Source organism: Maribacter sp. Hel_I_7 (assembly GCF_000688315.1).
GTDB lineage: Bacteria > Bacteroidota > Bacteroidia > Flavobacteriales > Flavobacteriaceae > Maribacter > Maribacter stanieri.
Window position 1 is genome coordinate 1,214,482 of sequence record NZ_JHZW01000003.1, and the last position, 20,910, is coordinate 1,235,391.

Genomic DNA, 20,910 nt, shown 5'->3' on the forward strand with positions numbered 1-20,910 from the left:
TGGGGTACACAGCTTTTTTTACAACCAAAACGTATTATCTAACTAACAATCTACCGCTCCATGTTTTCTCATTAGAGTTTTGTAGCTTGTATAAGTATAATCCAGGAGATAGATCTTTTCTTTCTATAATTATTTCATTCTGTCCTACTATACTTTCACCCTCCATATGGTGGTTTCCAAGTAATCTACCGCTCAAAGAGTAAATATCCAATTGATAGCTATCTGCATTTTCTTCGTAAAAATATAAACTTGTACTCTCAAACATTGGATTTGGATATACTACAGATTTATTTAAATTAGTATCCACAAAAGCCTGACCTGGTTCACGATTATGAAAATCTATATTCTGTAAATCCATTGATTTATCTTCAGAATATCCATTTTCCGCAACAAGATTAAAAGAAAGTACTTTTATATCAGAGAAATCAGTACCCGCATCTACATCATTTTTAAAATCTGTATCAGATAATGTGTATTCATCCATTTCACTTTCTAAACTGATAGTAGTTTTATAGATTGAACCGTCACCCTTTATAAGTTGCACATCTAAACTACCTGTTCCTTTCGCCTCAAAGCTTATTTTATTATAATCACTTAAATCAACTGCTGTAAATCTTGGATTCAAAGCACGGTATACTCCCAAGTAATTACTGGTAGAGCCTTGTAACTTTATATTTCTTTCTATAGGATAGCCATCACCAACATACGGACCGTCTGCAGGTAATACCTCATAAGTAGCTACAGTTGTTTCTTCTGCAGAATCATCTAAGCCCCATGGTGCATCGGCTACAAATAAATCATCTGGTGTTGTGCCCAAACCTGCGCTAATTCTAAAGCCCAAATCGAACAATGTTCCCGTTTTTAAGGCAACAGAATCTAAATAACCATCAATATCCGCAGTCACACCTAACACTTCTGTACCACTAGTTTCCGTAAGTTTTAAACCTCCTTCTAAATTTATACTTTTAGAGTTATTGTTATTTACTAGGTTCAACAAAACTTCCCCGTTCTTATAACTGGCAGACTTAACAAATACCGGCGGTGGTGTAGACCCATTGTATTGTGATATTTCTGAATTAACCTCTAATAGATTTAAGATCTCATCGGCAAGTAATAAAAGGTCATCTACCGAATTTGACCATACTTGAAAATTATAATACCCCGTATCACTTGCATACGCATCAATATTCCAATGAGATTCTATTGTGAAATTCTCTTCTGTATTTACTCTTGCCGAAAATGTCAATGCAAATTCAAGACTACCATCAGGTTGTTTAATAATTGATTTAATAAAATCTTTTTCTCGTAATTGAATATTCGAAACTGATAACAATTGAGCTCCTAGAAAACGATCACAAATAAACTTACTATGCTCATAAACCTTGTTATCTGTTTTAATAACCATTAATGACCCTAAATTTTCAGTCCCATTTAAATAGTCAACAGAATAGATATCTGAAGCATTCGTTAAATCTAACAAATCGCTTGGAGATGATTCTATTGTACTTGTTTCACCAACAACACCTAAAGGCACCAGTGTATTTAAAGGAATATTATTGACATCTGTTTTAGCGCTTAATCCATAGAAAGTGCTTTTTACTATTTTTTTAGCATTTAACTTATCAAAAACATAGTTCGTTTTTGCTCTGTTATAATTTCTCTTACTTATTAAGTTGGCTAATCTATCATTACTCTCTAAACCACCTTTGTTTGCACTTGAAGTAGTTACAATTACAGGACAAGCGGCAACACCAGAACATGAAGGGTCATCGCAATCTACTAGCCCATCACCATCATCGTCAACTCCATTTAAACAATCTTCTTGAGGAACAGGAGCCGTAGGACAACGTGCCCCATCATTACTTGATGCTGCAGGACCAAATGCAAAAATATTAGATTGTATTACACCTAATGATATATTTTGAACTTGATCAATCTTATAAACAGAACCAGTTTGGTTGGCAGAAATATAAAAATTACCATCTACATCAAAGTAAACGGCACCAAAAGTGTAACTTAATCCTTCAAGAATAGGAACTACCCCCAAGGTCTTTACAATCCCGGTTTCTGGATCTATTTTATATAATGTATTAGTTTTGCCCTCTACCGTATACAGCATATTATCGGCTGCGTTAAAAGCCCAATCTGCAATAGATAAGCTTTGACTTAAACTAAACTTTCCTAAGTATTCTAAATAGGTATCAGATTCTGGATTAATATCTACTTTGTAGTAGGAAGAACCACCTGCTTTAAAATAATAAACACCATCTGTTGAAATATCACCAACATACTTGTTACCAGATGGCAAGTCAGGAATAGTATATTGTTCAACTGAATAATCGTTTCCAATTCGCACTATCGTACTTGATGGGGTTGATAAATATCCCCATAGAAAACCGTCAGTAGAATTATACCCTACACCATTTACATTGCCCGGTGTTATATTTTCAGCTACAAGATAGGAACTACCAGAAGCTAAATCCAGCGCATAAATATCATTATATTGAAATAGATAAGCGTTAAAATCGCAGTTGAATGGTTCTGATTGCGCATCCATGTTCCAACTTGTAAAAGTGAAATACATAAGTGCGATAGATCGTAAATAATTAATAATCGTGTAGTTTTTTTGCATATTTCCTACGATTTGGGAGATTTAAATTCTTTATACAAACCTAAATAAATTGAATAAGGAATTTTCCTACAAACAATTGAGATGTATACATAACACGTTCAATTACAATTTATTGTAGACAAATGGTTAAAATATCGGACTTACAAGTTGTTGTCCTATAATTGTGGATATTGTAATGAGATGGCATTTTATTTAACAATACAATTTTAAAATATCGAGTTCTTTCGCTATTTTGCAATACTTATTAGAAATCAAGTATGCAAAAAGTAACCCGTCTTTTTGACTTTCCATATTATCAGCTAGAAAAGCATGCCTTAGATAAGGCATTGGTGTCAAAAAAAAATGGATCGTGGATAAGTACCTCCACTCAAGAATATATAAACAAGGCTAACGCTATTAGTCGTGGTCTTTTACGTCTTGGTGTAAAGCCAAATGACAAGATTGCCGTAATATCACTTACCAATAGAACGGAGTGGAATATTATGGATATCGGCATACTACAGTTAGGTGCACAAAATGTACCAGTATACCCTACTATTTCAGAAGAGGATTATGCCTATGTTCTTAATCATTCTGAAGCTAAATTCTGCTTTGTTTCTTGTGGAGAGGTATATGAAAAAGTTACTGCAATTAAAGACCAAGTAAAAAGTTTAGAAAATGTTTATTCTTTTGATGAATTATCTAATTGTGAGAATTGGGAAAAAGTTTTAGAATTAGGTACCGATACTTCAAACCAACATGAAGTTGAAGAGTTAATGAACGCGGTTAACCCTAACGATTTAGCAACCTTAATTTACACTTCGGGAACCACAGGCAGACCTAAAGGTGTAATGCTATCTCATTCCAATTTGGTAAGCAATGCAATTGAAAGTTCTAAACGTTTTCCTATTGTTGATGGAGAAACAAAGGCATTAAGTTTTTTACCCTTATGCCATGTGTATGAGCGTATGTTAATCTATCTATACCAATTTAGAGGTGTAACAATATACTATGCAGAATCTCTTGAAAAAATAAGCGACAATCTAAAAGAAACTAGTCCGCATGTAATGACTGCGGTTCCTAGACTTTTAGAGAAAGTATATGATAAAATTTACGCTAAAGGAACAGAACTTACGGGAATAAAAAAGAAGCTATTCTTTTGGGCTGTTGAAATAGGCTTAAAATACGAACCATACGGTCAAAACGGCTGGTGGTATGAAACGCAATTATCCATAGCACGTAAACTAATCTTTAGTAAATGGAAAGAAGGACTAGGTGGAAATCTTAGTCTAATAGCTTCTGGTAGTGCCGCATTACAGCCAAGACTATCAAGAATTTTCAATGCTGCTGAATTTGGATTAATGGAAGGCTACGGTTTATCTGAAACATCTCCTGTTATTTCTGTAAACGATATGCGTGATGGCGGATTTAGAATAGGTAGTGTTGGTAAACCTATTGACAGAACCGAGGTGAAAATTGCTGCAGATGGAGAAATATGTATTAAAGGACCCCAAGTTATGTTGGGATATTATAAGGATGAAGCAAAAACCAAGGAGGTTATTGTTGATGGCTATTTCCTAACGGGTGATATTGGAGAATTGGATAGTGATGGATTCTTAAAAATCACAGATCGTAAAAAGGAAATGTTTAAAACCTCTGGCGGTAAATATGTTGCCCCTCAATTATTAGAGAACCGTTTTAAACAATCTAGATTTATAGAGCAAATAATGGTAGTTGGTGAAGGTGAAAAAATGCCTGCCGCATTAATTCAGCCAGATTTTGATTTCCTACAAGCATGGGCATCAAAACACAATATCAATATTTCTGATAATACTCAATTAATTAGAAACGAACAGGTATTAACAAGATACCAGCAAGAAATTGATGAAGCTAACGAGAAATTTGCCAAATGGGAAAAAGTGAAGCAGTTTAGACTTACGCCAGATTCTTGGAGCATAGAAGGTGGTCACCTTACTCCTACTTTAAAATTAAAAAGGAAAATTATTAAAGAAAAGTATATTTCACTTTATAATGATATTTACGAACATTAGAATTGTTCGTTTTAATTAAAATATTTGATAATAGTTACAAGCACTGGACAGAATTTCAGCAATGATATTTTATTCAGTGCTTATTTTATTTAATGGTCTTTATTCATTAAAATATTTAAAATCAGAATAATACAAACATTTGGATTTTATAAAATTCTACCCCTAGTATATTTCTACACAATATTATAAGCTTTAGCTAAGAACTTAAAAGAAGCCTACCTTAATTAATTTAGTAACACCTGAATAACTAAAAAATTACATTAATTTATTATGCATGCATAATAAATTTTCTTATATTTGGTATCCAACTAATTTAGTATGAAAGAAGCAACGATAGATTATGCGTTGAGAGCTACATGGCAAGCGGTAGCTAGAATGTATAATGAAGAAGCAAAGAATTTTGATTCTACTATGGCTGTTGGCTTTACTTTATTGAGCATTGATCCAAAAACTGGTACACCTTCAACTTCATTAGGTCCAAAAATGGGAATGGAAGCTACTAGTCTTTCTAGGATTTTGAAAAGCATGGAGCAGAAAGGTTTAATTTTAAGAAAACCGAATCCAAATGATGGCAGAGGTGTTCTTATTTATTTAACTGATTTTGGATTAGAGAAACGAAACGATTCAAAAAATACAGTTCTAAGATTTAATGAGGCGGTTAAAGAAGAGGTTTCTGAAGAGAAATTAGCAAACTTTTTTGAAGTAACAGATGCCATCAATAAATTAATTGCAGACAAGAAATTATATTAATACAACTTATCAAATTAATACAGCATAAAGTACATGAACAAGCACATTAAAAAAGTAGCGGTAATTGGTTCAGGAATTATGGGTAGCGGTATAGCCTGTCATTTTGCAAATATTGGCGTAGAGGTTTTATTGTTAGATATTGTTCCTAGAGAACTTAACGACAAAGAAAAAGCAAAAGGTCTAACCTTACAAGACAAGGTTGTTCGTAATAGAATGGTTAATGATTCTTTATCGGCAGCGTTAAAATCTAAACCATCACCTATTTACCACCAAAAATTTGCTAACCGTATTACAACTGGTAATATGGAAGATGATATTTCTAAAGTATCTAAAGTAGATTGGATCATTGAGGTTGTTGTTGAACGTTTAGATATCAAGAAACAAGTTTTTGAAAACTTAGAAAAGTACCGTACTCCGGGTACACTTATTACCTCTAACACTTCAGGTATTCCTATCAAATTCATGTCTGAAGGAAGAAGTGAAGATTTCCAAAAACATTTTTGTGGTACCCACTTTTTTAACCCAGCTCGTTATTTAAAACTTTTTGAAATCATTCCTGGTCCTAAAACGGATGCTGATGTTTTGAGCTTTTTAAATGGATATGGTGAAAAGTATTTAGGAAAAACATCTGTAGTTGCTAAAGATACTCCAGCTTTTATTGGTAATAGAATAGGAATATTCAGTATTCAAAGCCTTTTCCACATGGTTAAGGATATGGATATGACAGTTGAAGAAGTAGACAAGTTAACTGGTCCCGTAATTGGAAGACCTAAGTCTGCTACATTTAGAACTGTTGATGTGGTTGGTTTAGATACTTTAGTACATGTTGCTAATGGCATCTACGATAATTGTTCTGACGATGAGCGTCACGATTTGTTTAAACTACCAGGTTTCATCGACACTATGATGGAAAATAAATGGTTAGGAAGTAAAACAGGACAAGGATTTTACAAAAAATCTAAGGACGATAAAGGTAAAACAGAAATATTGACACTTGATTTAGATACGATGGATTATCGTTCTAAAAAGAGTGCGAAATTTGCCACTTTAGAGTTAACGAAAACAATTGATAAGGTTGTTGATCGTTTTTCTGTTTTAGTTGGCGGAAAAGATAAAGCTGGTGAATTCTACCGTAAGAGTTTCGGACAATTGTTCGCTTACGTTTCTCATAGAATACCTGAAATTACAGATGAGCTTTATAAAATTGACGATGCCATGAAAGCCGGTTTTGGCTGGGAACATGGCCCTTTCCAGATATGGGATTCCGTTGGTTTAGAAAAAGGTCTTGAATTTATCAAGGCAGAAGGATTAGAAGTTGCTGCTTGGGTTCAAGATATGAAAGCCAGTGGTAAAGATTCTTTTTATACCGTAAAAGAAGGAAGCACATATTTCTACGATATTCCATCGAAATCCATTGAAAAAATTCCTGGGCAAGATTCATTTATCATTTTAGATAACATTAGAAAATCTAAAGAAGTATTTAAAAACAGCGGTGTTGTTGTTGAAGATTTAGGCGATGGTATTTTAAATGTGGAGTTCCAGTCTAAAATGAACACTATCGGTGGTGATGTTTTAGCAGGATTAAATAAGGCTATCGATATGGCCGAAAAAGATTTTCAAGGATTGGTTGTTGGTAATCAAGCCGCGAACTTCTCTGTTGGAGCAAACATCGGTATGATTTTTATGATGGCGGTTGAGCAGGAATATGATGAGCTTAATATGGCTATTAAAATGTTTCAGGATACAATGATGCGTATGCGTTATTCTTCTATTCCAACTGTTTCTGCCCCACACGGCATGACACTGGGTGGTGGATGTGAATTGTCCTTACATGCAGATATGGTGGTTGCCGCTGCTGAAACGTACATTGGTCTTGTTGAATTTGGCGTTGGGGTTATTCCTGGCGGTGGTGGTTCTAAAGAATTTGCCGTTCGCGCTCAAGACACTTTCAAAAAGAATGATGTAGAATTAAATGTCTTGCAAGAATACTTTTTAACCATTGGTATGGCAAAAGTATCTACTTCGGCTTATGAAGCATTTGATTTAGGTATTTTACAACATGGTAAAGATGTCGTTGTTGTTAACAAAGACCGTCAAATAGCTACTGCCAAAGCTTATGCAAAATTAATGGCAAAGCAAGGTTACACTCAACCAGTTAAACGTTCAGACATTAAAGTTTTAGGTAAGCAAGCGTTGGGTATGTTCTTAGTAGGTACAGACTCTATGGAAGCTAGTCATTACATAAGTGAACATGATAAGAAAATTGCTAATAAACTTGCCTATGTAATGGCCGGTGGTGATTTATCTGAACCAACATTAGTAAACGAACAATACTTGTTGGATTTAGAGAGAGAAGCCTTCCTTTCACTTTGTACAGAAAGAAAGACCTTAGAAAGAATTCAACATATGTTGAAAACCGGAAAACCGTTACGTAATTAATTTACGAAGCTATAAGCCCATAGTTAATGGCAGTCTTAACTTAACAACAATTAAATGCTAGCAGCCAAAAGCTGAAAGCCAAAAGCAAGATTAAAAATGAAAACAGCATATATAGTTAAAGCATATAGAACAGCGGTAGGGAAAGCTCCGAAAGGGGTCTTTAGATTTAAGCGTACCGATGAGTTGGCAGCGGAAACCATTCAATACATGATGAAGGAGTTGCCGAATTTGGACAAAAAACGAATTGATGATGTAATTGTGGGTAACGCAATGCCAGAAGGTTCACAAGGTTTGAACATGGCACGTCTAATCTCTTTAATGGGACTTGATATTGTTGATGTTCCCGGTGTAACAGTAAATAGATTCTGTTCTTCGGGTATAGAAACAATTGGTATCGCAACAGCAAAAATTCAGTCGGGAATGGCAGATTGTATTATTGCAGGTGGTGCTGAAAGTATGAGTTCTGTTCCTATGACAGGTTATAAAACGGAATTGAACTATGATGTAGTTAAAGCCGGTCATGAAGATTACTATTGGGGAATGGGAAATACGGCAGAAGCTGTAGCAAATGAATTTAATGTTTCTCGTGAGGATCAAGATGAGTTCGCTTATAATTCTCATATGAAAGCACTTCGTGCACAAGCTGAAAATCGTTTTCAAGATCAAATAGTACCTATTGAAGTTGAAGAAACCTACGTTGGTGCAGATGGTAAAAAAGCGACTAAAAAATATACTGTTAATAAAGATGAAGGTCCAAGAGCAGGAACTTCAACAGCCATTTTAAATAAGCTTAGACCTGTATTTGCTGCTGGTGGTAGTGTAACAGCAGGTAATTCATCACAAATGAGTGATGGTGCTGCTTTTGTAATGGTAATGAGCGAAGACATGGTGAAAGAATTAAATCTTGAACCTATTGCTCGTTTAGTAAATTATGCCGCTGCCGGTGTACCGCCAAGAATTATGGGTATCGGTCCGGTTGCTGCAATTCCAAAAGCTTTAAAACAAGCTGGTTTAAAACAAGATGACATCAATTTGATTGAATTAAATGAAGCATTTGCTTCTCAATCATTGGCCGTTATGAGAGAATTAAATCTTAACCAAGATATCGTTAACGTAAATGGTGGCGCAATTGCTTTAGGTCACCCATTAGGTTGTACAGGTGCTAAATTATCTGTTCAGCTATTTGATGAAATGAGAAAGAGAAACATGCAAGGACAATACGGTATGGTAACCATGTGTGTAGGTACTGGACAAGGTGCTGCCGGAATATTTGAATTTTTAAAATAACATTATTAGTTGGTATTTAGTATTATCTAAATGCTTTATACCGAACATTTTATACTAAACACTATTAACAACATGAGTACAGAAGCTGCAAATAAAGATATTCTTAGAGGAGGTCAATTCCTTGTTAAAGAAACCAATTGTGAAGATGTTTTCACACTAGAAGATTTAAATGAAGAACAACGTATGATGCGTGAAAGCACCAAGGAATTCGTTGATAGAGAACTTTGGGCACATTGGGAACGTTTTGAAAAGAAAGACTATGCTTTTACCGAAGAAACCATGCGTAAAGCTGGTGAATTAGGTCTATTAAGTGTTGCCGTACCGGAATCTTATGGAGGTATGGGAATGGGTTTTGTTTCTACTATGTTGGTATGTGATTATATTTCTGGTGCTACTGGTTCTTTCAGTACTGCTTTTGGTGCACATACAGGAATTGGAACTATGCCAATTACACTTTATGGTACTGAAGAACAAAAACAAAAATATGTTCCAAAATTAGCTTCTGGAGAATGGTTTGGCGCTTACTGCCTTACTGAGCCAGGTGCTGGTTCTGATGCAAATTCAGGAAAAACTAAAGCCGTTCTTTCTGAAGATGGTAAATCTTATAATATTACAGGACAGAAAATGTGGATTTCAAATGCAGGATTCTGTAATTTGTTTATCGTTTTTGCCCGTATTGAAGATGACAAGAACATTACAGGTTTCATAGTTGAAAACGACCCTAGCAATGGCATAACTTTAGGTGATGAAGAAAAGAAATTAGGTATCCATTCCTCTTCTACTCGTCAGGTTTTCTTTAACGAAACTAAAGTTTCTGTAGAAAATATGCTTTCTACAAGAGGAAACGGATTCAAGATTGCAATGAACGCCTTAAATGTGGGTCGTATTAAATTAGCTGCTGCTTGTTTAGATGCACAGAGAAGAGTTATTGGCGAGGCAACTAAATATGCCAATGAACGTATTCAGTTCAAAACTCCTATAATTAATTTTGGTGCAATTAAGTCTAAAATTGCAGAAATGGCCACTAGTGTTTATGTTGATGAATCTGCAAGTTACCGTGCCGCCAAAAATATAGAAGACCGCATCGCTATTCGTGAAGCTGAAGGTAATACTCATCAGGAAGCTGAATTAAAAGGTGTTGAGGAATACGCTATAGAATGTTCTATTCTTAAGGTTGCCGTATCAGAAGATTGCCAAAATACTACTGATGAAGGTATTCAGATTTTCGGTGGAATGGGCTTTAGTGCAGATACACCTATGGAATCTGCTTGGAGAGATTCAAGAATTGCCCGTATTTATGAAGGTACTAACGAAATCAATAGAATGTTAGCAGTAGGTATGCTAGTTAAAAAAGCAATGAAAGGTCATGTGGATCTTTTAGGCCCTGCAACTGCTGTTGGCGAAGAATTAATGGGTATTCCTTCTTTTGACGCTCCTGATTTTTCAGAATTATTTGCAGAGGAGAAAGACATCTTAAAAAGACTTAAGAAGGTTTTCTTGATGGTTGCCGGTTCTGCAGTTCAGAAATTTGGTCCTGAGTTAGAAAATCATCAACAATTAATGTTAGCAGCTTCAGATATTCTTATTGAAGTATACATGGCAGAATCTGCTTTGTTACGTACAGAGAAAAATGCTAAACGTTTTGGCGAAGAAGCACAGGCTACGCAAATTGCTATGTCAAGATTATACTTATTCAATGCTACAGAAACTATCATCAGAAGAGGTAAAGAAGCAATCGTTTCTTTTGCCGAAGGTGATGAGCAAAGAATGATGTTAATGGGACTTAAACGTTTCACAAAATATACTAATTACCCTAATGTTGTTGCATTGCGCACACAAATTGCCGATAAGGTTTCAGCTGACAACGGGTACACCTTTGACTAATTCAGATTACCTTTTGTTGTTTGGTAACTTGAATACTAAGCCGCCCCAATTGGGGCGGTTTTTTTGTTTGGTAAACATAGTTATTGCGACTATTTTTAGACCATGCATAAAGAATTACTGGAACAGGTTTATAATACTTCAGATTTTAATACGAATGGTCACAGTCTTATAGACCAATTGACTTCTCATTTAGAGAATAAGCTGAACGATACTTCACGAAATGCCATCAATTGGAACGAACCGGAAAAGGAATTACAGTTCTGGAAAGCATTCTTATCAGATGGTGATAGTAAAGACATGTTCCAGGAAATTATAAAACGAACCACTTACGTGCATCACCCTCATTATATGGGGCATCAAGTGAGTCCGCCTGCTCCTATCACCGCATTAACAGGATTAATAAGTGCATTACTTAACAATGGCACCGCTGTATATGAAATGGGTATGTCTTCTAATGCAATTGAAAGGTTGGTCATTGAAACGGTATGTAATAAAATAGGTTATAACAATACTTCCGGTGGATTTCTAACTTCTGGTGGAACCTTAGCAAATCTAACCGCTCTATTAAGTGCCCGAAAAGCTATAACAAAAAGAGATATTTGGAATGATGGTAACCAAAACCAATTAGGTATCATGGTCAGCGAAGAAGCTCACTATTGTGTAGACCGCGCTGCTAGGATAATGGGATTAGGAGAACAAGGAATTATTAAAATTCCTGTCACCAAAGAGTTTAGTATGAATACCGATTTATTGGAGTCTAAATTTAAGCAAGCAAAAGACAAGGGTATTGAAATATTTGCAATAGTTGGTAGCGCTCCTTCTACAGCCACAGGGATATTTGACAATCTTGAGGTCATTGGTGCTTTTGCTAAAAAACATAATATATGGTTTCATGCAGATGGAGCTCATGGTGGGGCCGGAGTATTCTCTAATAAATACAAACACACCTTAAAGGGGATTGACCAAGCAGATTCTGTTGTTATTGACGGACACAAGATGATGATGATGCCCGCCCTTACTACTGCCCTACTTTATAAAGAAGAAATAAATGCTAAAACCACTTTTACTCAAAAAGCGGATTATTTACTTTCAGATTCTGAGCATGAAGATTGGTATAATTCAGGTAAACGTACTTTTGAATGTACCAAGAACATGATGAGTATTCATTGGTTTACACTTTTAAAACTTTATGGTGAAGAGGTATTTGATGCAAATGTTACGCATCTCTATGACATGGGAGCACTTTTTGCAAGATTAATTGAAGAAGAACCAAATTTTGAATTGGCATTAAAACCAATGTCGAATATTGTTTGTTTTAGATACTGTCTACCAAGTATGAGTTCAGAAGACACCAATATATTAAATGCAAAAATTCGCCAACTTCTTTTGGAAGATGGCGAATTTTATATCGTTCAAACAAAGCTCAAAGACAGGTTTTACATGCGTATTACTGTAATGAACCCATTTACAACAGAGGTACATTTTAGAGCCTTAATCAATAAAATAAAGGCTTATATTAGCAACTAATTATTCTCTTAACGACTCCATCATTTCATCTTCACTCTCTTTTTTAGAGAAATTAATAGCACACTCAATCAATGCTAAATGTGAGTATGCCTGAGGGAAGTTACCAAGCAATCTTTTAGTCTTAAAATCAATATCTTCGCTGAAGAGACCTAAATGATTACTATAACTTAATAATCGCTCAAAATACTCCAATGCTTTTTTGCGTTCTCCTATTTTAAAAAGGCTGTTTATGTACCAAAATGTACATACTGTAAATGATGATGATGGTAATCCAAAGTCATCTTCGTTCTTGTAACGATAAAGTAAACCATCATTACTTAATTCGGTTCCAATAGCATTTACGGTTTTTATGTAACGCTCATCTTTCGCATCAACACATCCGTAAGATTCCATTAATAATACAGAAGCATCTAGTTCCTTAGAACCATAAGATTGTGTGTATGCTCCTACTTCTTCGTTCCATGCATTATCGTAAATATCTTTCCAGATTTCTTCTCTAATTGGTCCCCATTTGTCAATTTTATGCTGTTTGCCTAACATTTCCGCTACCTTAATAGCACGGTCTAAAGCTGTCCAACATAGTACTTTTGAGAACGTGAAATGTCTGTCTTCTGTTCGGAACTCCCAAATACCTTTATCGGCATCTTTCCAATTATTGCTTACGATCCAAACGATTCCCTTTGTTATCGCCCATAAATCCTCACCATTATCAATATCGACACTAAATTTCACCATTTGCTCATAAATAACATCCATTAGAATACCATAAATGTCATTTTGTTTTTGATGATATGCTGCGTTACCAATACGTACAGGCTTTGAACCTTTGTAACCAGATAAATGTTCTAACGTTTCTTCGGTTAATTTCTTCTCCTTATTGATGCCGTACATAATCTGCAGCTTCTCTGCTTTATCAGGTATCAAATCAATAATAAACTGTAGATATCTTCTAGCTACATTCTTATGGCCTAATTCTGATACTACTTTTATTACCATTGATGCATCACGAATCCAACAGAAACGATAATCCCAGTTACGTACCTCACCAATTGTTTCTGGTAATGAAGTAGTTGCAGCAGCTAAAACAGCTCCTGTTTTATCATAACTTAATAACTTTAGGGTTAATGCGCTTCTTGAAATCTCTTCATTGAACTTTTTATAAGTAGGTGTCAAGTTAGACCAGTTCAACCAGTATACTTTAGTGTTCTGTAAATCTAAATAAGCCCTTTCTGTGGTTGGCAACAACAATTTTTCATTGTAGCCCATCAGCATATACTCATCTTGCGTAAGTTCTAACGTACTTCTATTTACAACGGACTCTTTATCAAATGAAGTATATAAAAATACCGTATCAAATTTTACATCATGTGTAAGACTAGCTATAAAATCTTTTTTAATAAAAGTTTCGGTCGTACCCATGGCATATTCAAGCTTTGGATCATACAAAACAGATAACGAAGGTTTACCCGATATATGTTTAAAATAACGTATCAGTTCTGGTGGTGAATGATAAGTATTCCCCTCTTTACGATGCCTTGGCATAAAATCATGTATTTCAAAATGGTCTTCCCCAGATTTGAAAGATGTGATTAATATATTTGTATACTGCTGGTATTTTTGAGTGATTGTGTAGCTATCATCAACATTTATTTCAAAACTACCGCCAATTTCTTCGTCTAATAGTTTAGCGAAAACCGACGGACTATCGAATTCTGGCAAACAACACCAGTCGATACTTCCTGTCTTTGAAATTAATGCTGCACTTCTGCAATTCCCTATTATTCCGTAGTCTAAATTATCCATTCAATAAAAATCTTAATTCATATGAGTTTTCAATTGGTATTACCCTCCTTTTTGCCGAAATTTAGAGAAATAATTATCAAGAAGTAGCAAAAAATACTCTTTTATGGCTAAAACTATCATTATCTCAAATAGACTACCTGTACAATTACAAATTAGCAACGGAAGCATTACCGCAGTACCAAGTGTAGGTGGTTTGGCTACCGGAATGAAATCTGTGCACTCTGGCGGAGATAGCCTTTGGATTGGTTGGAGCGGATTGACAGATGAAGAAATACCCGAAGAATTGATTCCTAAAATTGATACTGCCCTTGCTGAACACGGCTCTTCTAAAGTAAATCTTACGGAAAAAGAAGTGGACGGTTTTTATTATGGATTCAGTAACAGAACCATATGGCCCTTGTTCCATTACTTCTTAGAATATTCTGAATTTGAATTAGAAAGCTGGGAGATTTACAAAGCGGTAAATCAGAAATTTGCCGATGCCATTCTTGAAAATGCAGATAATGAAGATACTATTTGGATACATGATTATCAGTTAATGCTAGTTCCACAAATGGTAAGAGCAGAAAGACCAGATATATCAATTGGTTTCTTTTTACATATTCCATTTCCCTCTTATGAGATATTTAGGACACTTCCATGGAGGCGTGAGGTGTTATTAGGACTTTTAGGCTCAGATTTAATAGGTTTCCACACTTATGATTACGAACGTCACTTTTTAAGCTCTGTACGCAGGTTATTAGGTTTAGAGGTTAGTTTTAATGATATTTATTTAGAGGATAGGGTTATTAAAGTAGACTCTTTTCCGATGGGGATTGATTATAAAAAATTCAGTGACGCGGCCAAGGAACATTCACTACGCAGTGAAAATGAAAAATCTGACTTACAGAAGCGCTTAGATACACATAAAAAATCTGCACCAGATGCAAAGTTCTTTCTATCTATTGACCGCTTAGACTATACCAAGGGTATTGCAAAAAGACTTAAAGCTTTTGAATATTTCTTAAACAAGTACCCGCAATACAAAGAAAAAGTGCGCCTTATCATACTTGCTGTACCTTCTCGATCTAATGTTCCACAATACCAATTATTAAAACGTGAAATTGATGAGCTAGTAGGTCGTATTAACGGAGAGTTATCTACTGTTAGTTGGACACCTATTTGGTACTTCTACCGATCTATGCCTTTTGAAAACTTAATAGATCTTTACACTTCTTCTGATATTGCTTGGTTAACTCCTATTAGGGATGGTATGAACTTGGTCGCTAAAGAATACATTGCCACAAGAACCGATAAAACAGGAGTTTTAATTCTAAGTGAAATGGCGGGTTCTGCCAATGAAATGAATGAATCGCTTCTTATTAATCCTAATAATTTTGAACAAATAGCAGATTCTTTAAATGAAGCTATTAATATGCCTAAAGAAGAACAAATAGCTAGAAACACTTTGTTGCAAAAGAGATTGGAGCGTTATAATGTTGAGAAATGGGCAAATGACTTTATGAATTCTTTGGTTGGACAAAAAGAAAAAGATCAGACTTCTAAAACCAGGAAATTATCTGTAGATTTCTTGAATACAGTAATGACTGATTATGAAAAAGCTAAAAGAAGACTGGTATTTTTAGACTACGATGGTACGTTGGCAGGTTTTCATAATGACCCACAAAAAGCTGCTCCAGACGAAGCATTATATGAATTACTAGACCAGATTTCTTCGCAAGAAAATACAGATATGTATTTAATAAGCGGAAGGGACAAGGAAACATTCACTAAGTGGTTCTTACCTAAAAAGTATAACATGATCGTTGAACACGGTGTATGGATTTCTCAAGGAGGAGAAGAGTTTAGAATGCTTGAAACCGTTAAGAAAGATTGGATGGAGAAAATTTTACCAGTGCTAGAATCGTTTGTTGATCGTACGCCTGGTAGTTTCATTGAAGAGAAAAATTATTCTTTAGCTTGGCATTACAGAAAAACGGATCCAGATTTCGGAAAGAAAAGATCAGTTGAACTAAACACGGTGCTAACGAGTTTAATTGCCAACGATGATCTAAGTATTCTGAATGGTAATAAGGTTATGGAAATTAAAAGTAGTAATGTAAACAAAGGCCGTGCATCTATGCGTGTTTATACGGAGCAAGAATATGATTTTGTTTTCGCTATTGGTGATGATTGGACAGATGAGTTTATGTTTCAAGAATTACCAGAAGATTCGGTAACTGTAAAGGTTGGTCGTCAAAAAACTCAAGCAAAATACTTTGTTGACAACACAAAGAACGTTCGTGAAATCTTAAAGAGATTTGCCGAGAAACGCTAGTTAAACAGCCCTAAACAATTAGACATGAAACAGAATCATTTTACCATCTTTTTAAGTTTTTGTTGCTGTCTAAATGTCTTTGCTCAGCAAAGTACAGAAGTGTATTTAGCAGAATTAAAGCAGGAAAATGATTTTTTAAAAATTGATTCTGTAATAAATATTTCAAAAAATGAGGGCTATGATAATCAGCCCTCATTTTTTGATAATGATAATATACTATTTTCATCTACAAGAAATAATCAAACAGATGTTGCGCTCTACAATATAAAGGACAGTAGTACAATATGGCTTACCAACACACCAAATGGGAGTGAATATTCACCGTTAAGAATTCCCAGTAAAAATGCAATTTCGGCTATCCGATTAGATAAAGATGGATTGCAAAGACTTTATGAATACGACGTAAATACTGGCGAATCAGAAGTTATATTACCAGATTTAAAAGTGGGTTATCACGTTTGGTTTTCAAGTGATATTATTGTGTGCACAGTTTTAATTGAAAATCGAATGGATTTGGTAATTTCCAACCTTAAAGCTAATACCAACTATACCGTTCAGAAAAATGTAGGTAGGTCGTTGCATAAAATTCCGAATAGTAATTTGGTAAGCTACATTTCAAAAACAGATGATTCTGTTACTATTAGATCATTAGATCCTATTACCTTAAAATCTGAAGAATTAATCGCTACAATGGAAGGTTCTGAAGATGTGTGTTGGACTGAAAATGGAGATTTAATTACAGCATACGACACCTCTATTTTATCTTTTAATCCAGCTTCAGATAAAGAATGGAAATTTGAATTTAAGATTAAAGATCAAGACGTGAACGGTATTTCACGCCTGGCAGTAAATCCGCTTAGAAATCACTTGAGTTTTGTATCTAAAGATTCTCCTAAAATAATTGTAGACAGGCAAGTAGAAACTTTTAACGCACGTGATATTAATGCATTTGCGAACTGCTTTTCAAAAGATGTCGTTGTCAAGAATTTTCCAATGGATACTTTATACATGGGTAGACAGCAACTAAAAGTTAATTATGAAGCTTTCTACAAAAGAACACCTGCTATAGAGGCTAAGGTGGCATCTAGAATACATGTAGGGCAAACGGTCATAGATCAAGAGGTGATTACAATAAACGGAAATCAGCATCATCAAGTTGCCATTTATGAAGTTGACAACTTCATTGAAAGCATGACTTTTATAAAAGATACTGCAACAAAAATTGATCCAGAAATTATTGTTCAAGAACAACTTGATGGATATAACGCAAGAGATATAAATGCATTTTTACATCCATTTGCTGAAAATGTGAAAGTTTATGGAGCTAATGTCGAACTAAGAACCCAAGGTATTGAAGAAATGAGAAAAGGTTATAGCGACTTTTTTGAAACAACAAAAGATTTACATTGTTCGGTAAAAAATAGAATTGTAATTGGTAACAAGGTTATTGATGAAGAAAATATAACTGCCAATGGCGAATCTTTTAGTGCTATTGGCATATATGAAATAGAAAACGGTAAAATAGCAAGGGTCACTTTTTTACAATGATATATTGAAGCAAAAATCACATATACTCCCCATAATAATTCTATCTCAATTTGCGTGTACTTCTACTTGGTTTGCAGGTAATGCTATTTTAGAATCCTTGACCAAAAAACTAGATTTTGGTTCTGAAATTATTAGCTACGTTATTTCATCGGTACAATTCGGATTTATCATCGGTACCTTGCTATTCGGCATTCTTATGATTGCGGATCGATTTTCACCTTCAAAAGTATTTATGGTTTGCGCTTTGCTCGCAGCTATCTCTAATCTAGTATTAATCCTACCACAACTAACTGTATCTTCTTTACTACTCGCCAGGTTCAGTACAGGTTTTTTTTTAGCGGGAATCTATCCTGTGGGAATGAAAATAGCCGCGGACTATTATGAAAAAGGACTGGGTAAAGCTTTAGGTTTTTTAGTGGGCGCATTAGTTCTTGGTACTGCCTTTCCTTTTTTAATTAAAGGAACGCCTTGGGTAAATAACCCTAATAATGTTATTATGCTAACTTCTATAATTACGGCTATAGGTGGTGTATTGCTATTTATTCTAGTTCCTCACGGTCCATTTAGAGTTGCAAGTTCTAAACTAAAATTAGATGCTGGGCCTAAGCTCTTTAAAAATTATAAATTTAGAAAAGCTGCATTCGGCTATTTTGGACATATGTGGGAATTATATGCATTTTGGGCATTTACCCCAGTTGCCATACAATGGTTTGCCACACAAACTAACAGTACTATTTCAGTCGCTTTATGGTCCGGAATTGTTATTGCACTAGGTGGTATATCTTGTGCATTTGGGGGCATTCTATCTCAAAGAATTGGAAGTAAAAAGGTGGCATTAATGGCATTGACCATATCAGGATTTCTTTGTATTATATCTCCTCTCCTATTTTCACTTCCCTTGTATCTATTCTTAGCAGGTTGGTGCATTTGGGGAATTGCCGTAACTGCAGATTCTCCACAATTCTCAAATTTGGTTGCCTCAGCGGTAGCTCCAGAATTAAAAGGTACAGCTCTAACGCTAGTGAATTGTATCGGCTTTGCCATTACAATAATCAGTATACAGCTTCTAGGATCGCTTCAATCGATCATCACTATTGATCTTATATTTATTCCTTTAGCCATTGGTCCGTTAATTGGGATTTATTATTTAGTAAATAAAAAAACGAAGTAAACTCAAAACCTAATTTCTCCAATAGCTCTATATTTTACGGTCAATCATAATACTATCCAATTCAAAAAAAAGTTTTGTATTAAATGTAGTTTTGCATATCAAATTATGGTCAGCCCTTTATTTTACTTAAATTTAGAAACCGATTACCTCACTAACTTTACCTCTTAATAAAATTGAATATGAAAAAATTTTTACTGCTTACTTTTTTAACATCAGCTATAACATTAACAGCGCAAACGGATCAACGTATCTATGATATTATCAACGCCGTATCTGCTGAGCGTATTGAAAAAGATGTAACCAAACTTGCAAATTTTGGAACTAGACATACCTTAAGTGATACCATTTCTACAACTAGAGGTATTGGTGCGGCAAGAAGATGGATCAAAGGTGAATTCGAAAAAACATCTGCCGAATGCAAGGGCTGTCTAAACGTTTTCTTTCAAAAGGATTTAATAAAAAAAGGTGCTAATGACCGTATTATTAAAGATGTAGAAGTTGTTAATGTACTTGCTATTCAAAAAGGGACGAAATATCCTAATCGCTATATTATAATGAGCGGAGATATCGATTCTCGAGTAAGTGACCCTACCAATTTTACAGATGATTCACCAGGCGCAAATGATAACGCTAGTGGTATGGCCGGTACATTAGAAGCCGCTCGTGTACTTTCTAAATATACATTTGAGAATAGTATCATTTATATGGGACTTTCAGGTGAAGAGCAAGGTCTTTTTGGCGGTGGTGGAATTGCACAATACGCTAAGGATAAAGGTTGGGAAGTTATTGGTATTTTCAATAATGATATGATTGGTAATATTACAGGCGTAGACGGAGTTGTCAGTAATGTGGATTTTAGAATATTCTCTGAACCTGTACCACCTACCGAAACTGAAGAGCAACGTAAAGCGCGTCGTTTTTATGGTGGTGAAGTTGATGGAATATCAAGACAACTAGCACGTTACGTTCATAAAAATGTGAAGCAGTATATGCCAGAAATGAACCCGATGATGATTTATCGTTTAGATCGTTTTGGTCGCGGTGGTCACCACAGACCATTTAATGATGCCGGTTTTCCTGGTATTCGTATTATGGAAGCTCACGAAAACTACACCCAACAACATCAAGATATTCGTGTTGAAGACGGTATAGCTTATGGTGATGTTCTAGAGCATGTTAATTTTAAGTATGCAGCTAAATTAACGGCCGTAAACGCCATAAACCTAGCTTCTATTGCTTGGGCTCCTCCTGCTCCAAAAACCGTTAAAATTGGCGGAATTGTTAAGCCGTCAGCCAAATTTCAGTGGAGTAAGGTTGATGGTGTTAAAGGATATAAAATTTATTGGAGAGATACCACCTCCCCAACTTGGGATTATAGCAGATATGTTGGTGATGTTACAGAATTTACTTTAGAAGGTATTGTTATCGATAATTTCTTCTTTGGTGTCTCTGCAGTCGGTGAAAACGGATTTGAAAGTCCTGTTGTTTTTCCTAATGGAATATTTAGATAAGCATAAATCTA

At 35.0% G+C, this 20,910-nt stretch carries 12 protein-coding genes; 10 read left to right on the forward strand and 2 right to left on the reverse strand.

Annotated features, from left to right (window positions below; all coding sequences use genetic code 11):
• Nucleotides 1-34 precede the first annotated feature (34 nt).
• Entirely contained in the window at nucleotides 35-2,632 is a 2,598-nt protein-coding gene (locus tag P178_RS0117070) for a DUF6923 family protein (protein ID WP_027067372.1), read from the reverse strand.
• A gap of 257 nt (nucleotides 2,633-2,889) precedes the next feature.
• On the opposite strand from P178_RS0117070, the gene P178_RS0117075 reads away from it, so the two are divergent.
• From P178_RS0117075 to P178_RS0117100, 6 genes are all read left to right on the forward strand, one after another.
• Nucleotides 2,890-4,662, forward strand: coding sequence for an AMP-dependent synthetase/ligase (locus tag P178_RS0117075; protein WP_027067373.1), 1,773 nt, complete (start codon nucleotides 2,890-2,892; stop codon nucleotides 4,660-4,662).
• Between the two features lie 318 nt (nucleotides 4,663-4,980).
• Entirely contained in the window at nucleotides 4,981-5,412 is a 432-nt protein-coding gene (locus P178_RS0117080; RefSeq protein WP_027067374.1) for a MarR family winged helix-turn-helix transcriptional regulator, read from the forward strand.
• A gap of 33 nt (nucleotides 5,413-5,445) precedes the next feature.
• Complete coding sequence (locus P178_RS0117085; RefSeq protein WP_027067375.1) at nucleotides 5,446-7,851, forward strand: 3-hydroxyacyl-CoA dehydrogenase/enoyl-CoA hydratase family protein; 2,406 nt, start codon at nucleotides 5,446-5,448, stop codon at nucleotides 7,849-7,851.
• Nucleotides 7,852-7,947: 96 nt separating this feature from the next.
• A complete protein-coding gene (locus tag P178_RS0117090) occupies nucleotides 7,948-9,138 on the forward strand; it encodes an acetyl-CoA C-acyltransferase (RefSeq protein ID WP_027067376.1) in 1,191 nt (396 codons plus the stop codon).
• A gap of 72 nt (nucleotides 9,139-9,210) precedes the next feature.
• Nucleotides 9,211-11,022: an acyl-CoA dehydrogenase family protein gene (locus P178_RS0117095; protein WP_027067377.1), complete on the forward strand. Its 1,812-nt coding sequence runs from the start codon at nucleotides 9,211-9,213 to the stop codon at nucleotides 11,020-11,022.
• A gap of 102 nt (nucleotides 11,023-11,124) precedes the next feature.
• The gene (locus P178_RS0117100; protein WP_027067378.1) at nucleotides 11,125-12,549 is read left to right on the forward strand and encodes a pyridoxal phosphate-dependent decarboxylase family protein; all 1,425 of its coding nucleotides are present in this window, start codon (nucleotides 11,125-11,127) and stop codon (nucleotides 12,547-12,549) included.
• Here P178_RS0117100 and P178_RS0117105 read toward each other — a convergent pair whose 3' ends face one another.
• Nucleotides 12,550-14,352, reverse strand: coding sequence for a glycoside hydrolase family 15 protein (locus P178_RS0117105; RefSeq protein WP_027067379.1), 1,803 nt, complete (start codon nucleotides 14,350-14,352; stop codon nucleotides 12,550-12,552).
• 103 nt (nucleotides 14,353-14,455) lie between these two features.
• Between P178_RS0117105 and P178_RS0117110 the strand changes: the two genes are divergently transcribed.
• The 4 genes from P178_RS0117110 to P178_RS0117125 all read left to right on the forward strand — a co-directional run bounded on the left by P178_RS0117110 (nucleotide 14,456) and on the right by P178_RS0117125 (nucleotide 20,899).
• The gene (locus P178_RS0117110) at nucleotides 14,456-16,669 is read left to right on the forward strand and encodes a bifunctional alpha,alpha-trehalose-phosphate synthase (UDP-forming)/trehalose-phosphatase (protein ID WP_027067380.1); all 2,214 of its coding nucleotides are present in this window, start codon (nucleotides 14,456-14,458) and stop codon (nucleotides 16,667-16,669) included.
• Between the two features lie 24 nt (nucleotides 16,670-16,693).
• The gene (locus tag P178_RS23300) at nucleotides 16,694-18,217 is read left to right on the forward strand and encodes a nuclear transport factor 2 family protein (RefSeq protein WP_027067381.1); all 1,524 of its coding nucleotides are present in this window, start codon (nucleotides 16,694-16,696) and stop codon (nucleotides 18,215-18,217) included.
• A 4-nt stretch (nucleotides 18,218-18,221) separates the two neighbouring features.
• A complete protein-coding gene (locus P178_RS0117120) occupies nucleotides 18,222-19,388 on the forward strand; it encodes an MFS transporter (RefSeq protein ID WP_027067382.1) in 1,167 nt (388 codons plus the stop codon).
• A gap of 179 nt (nucleotides 19,389-19,567) precedes the next feature.
• On the forward strand, nucleotides 19,568-20,899 hold the full coding sequence (locus P178_RS0117125; protein ID WP_027067383.1) for a M28 family metallopeptidase: 1,332 nt from the start codon (nucleotides 19,568-19,570) through the stop codon (nucleotides 20,897-20,899).
• Nucleotides 20,900-20,910 lie beyond the last annotated feature (11 nt).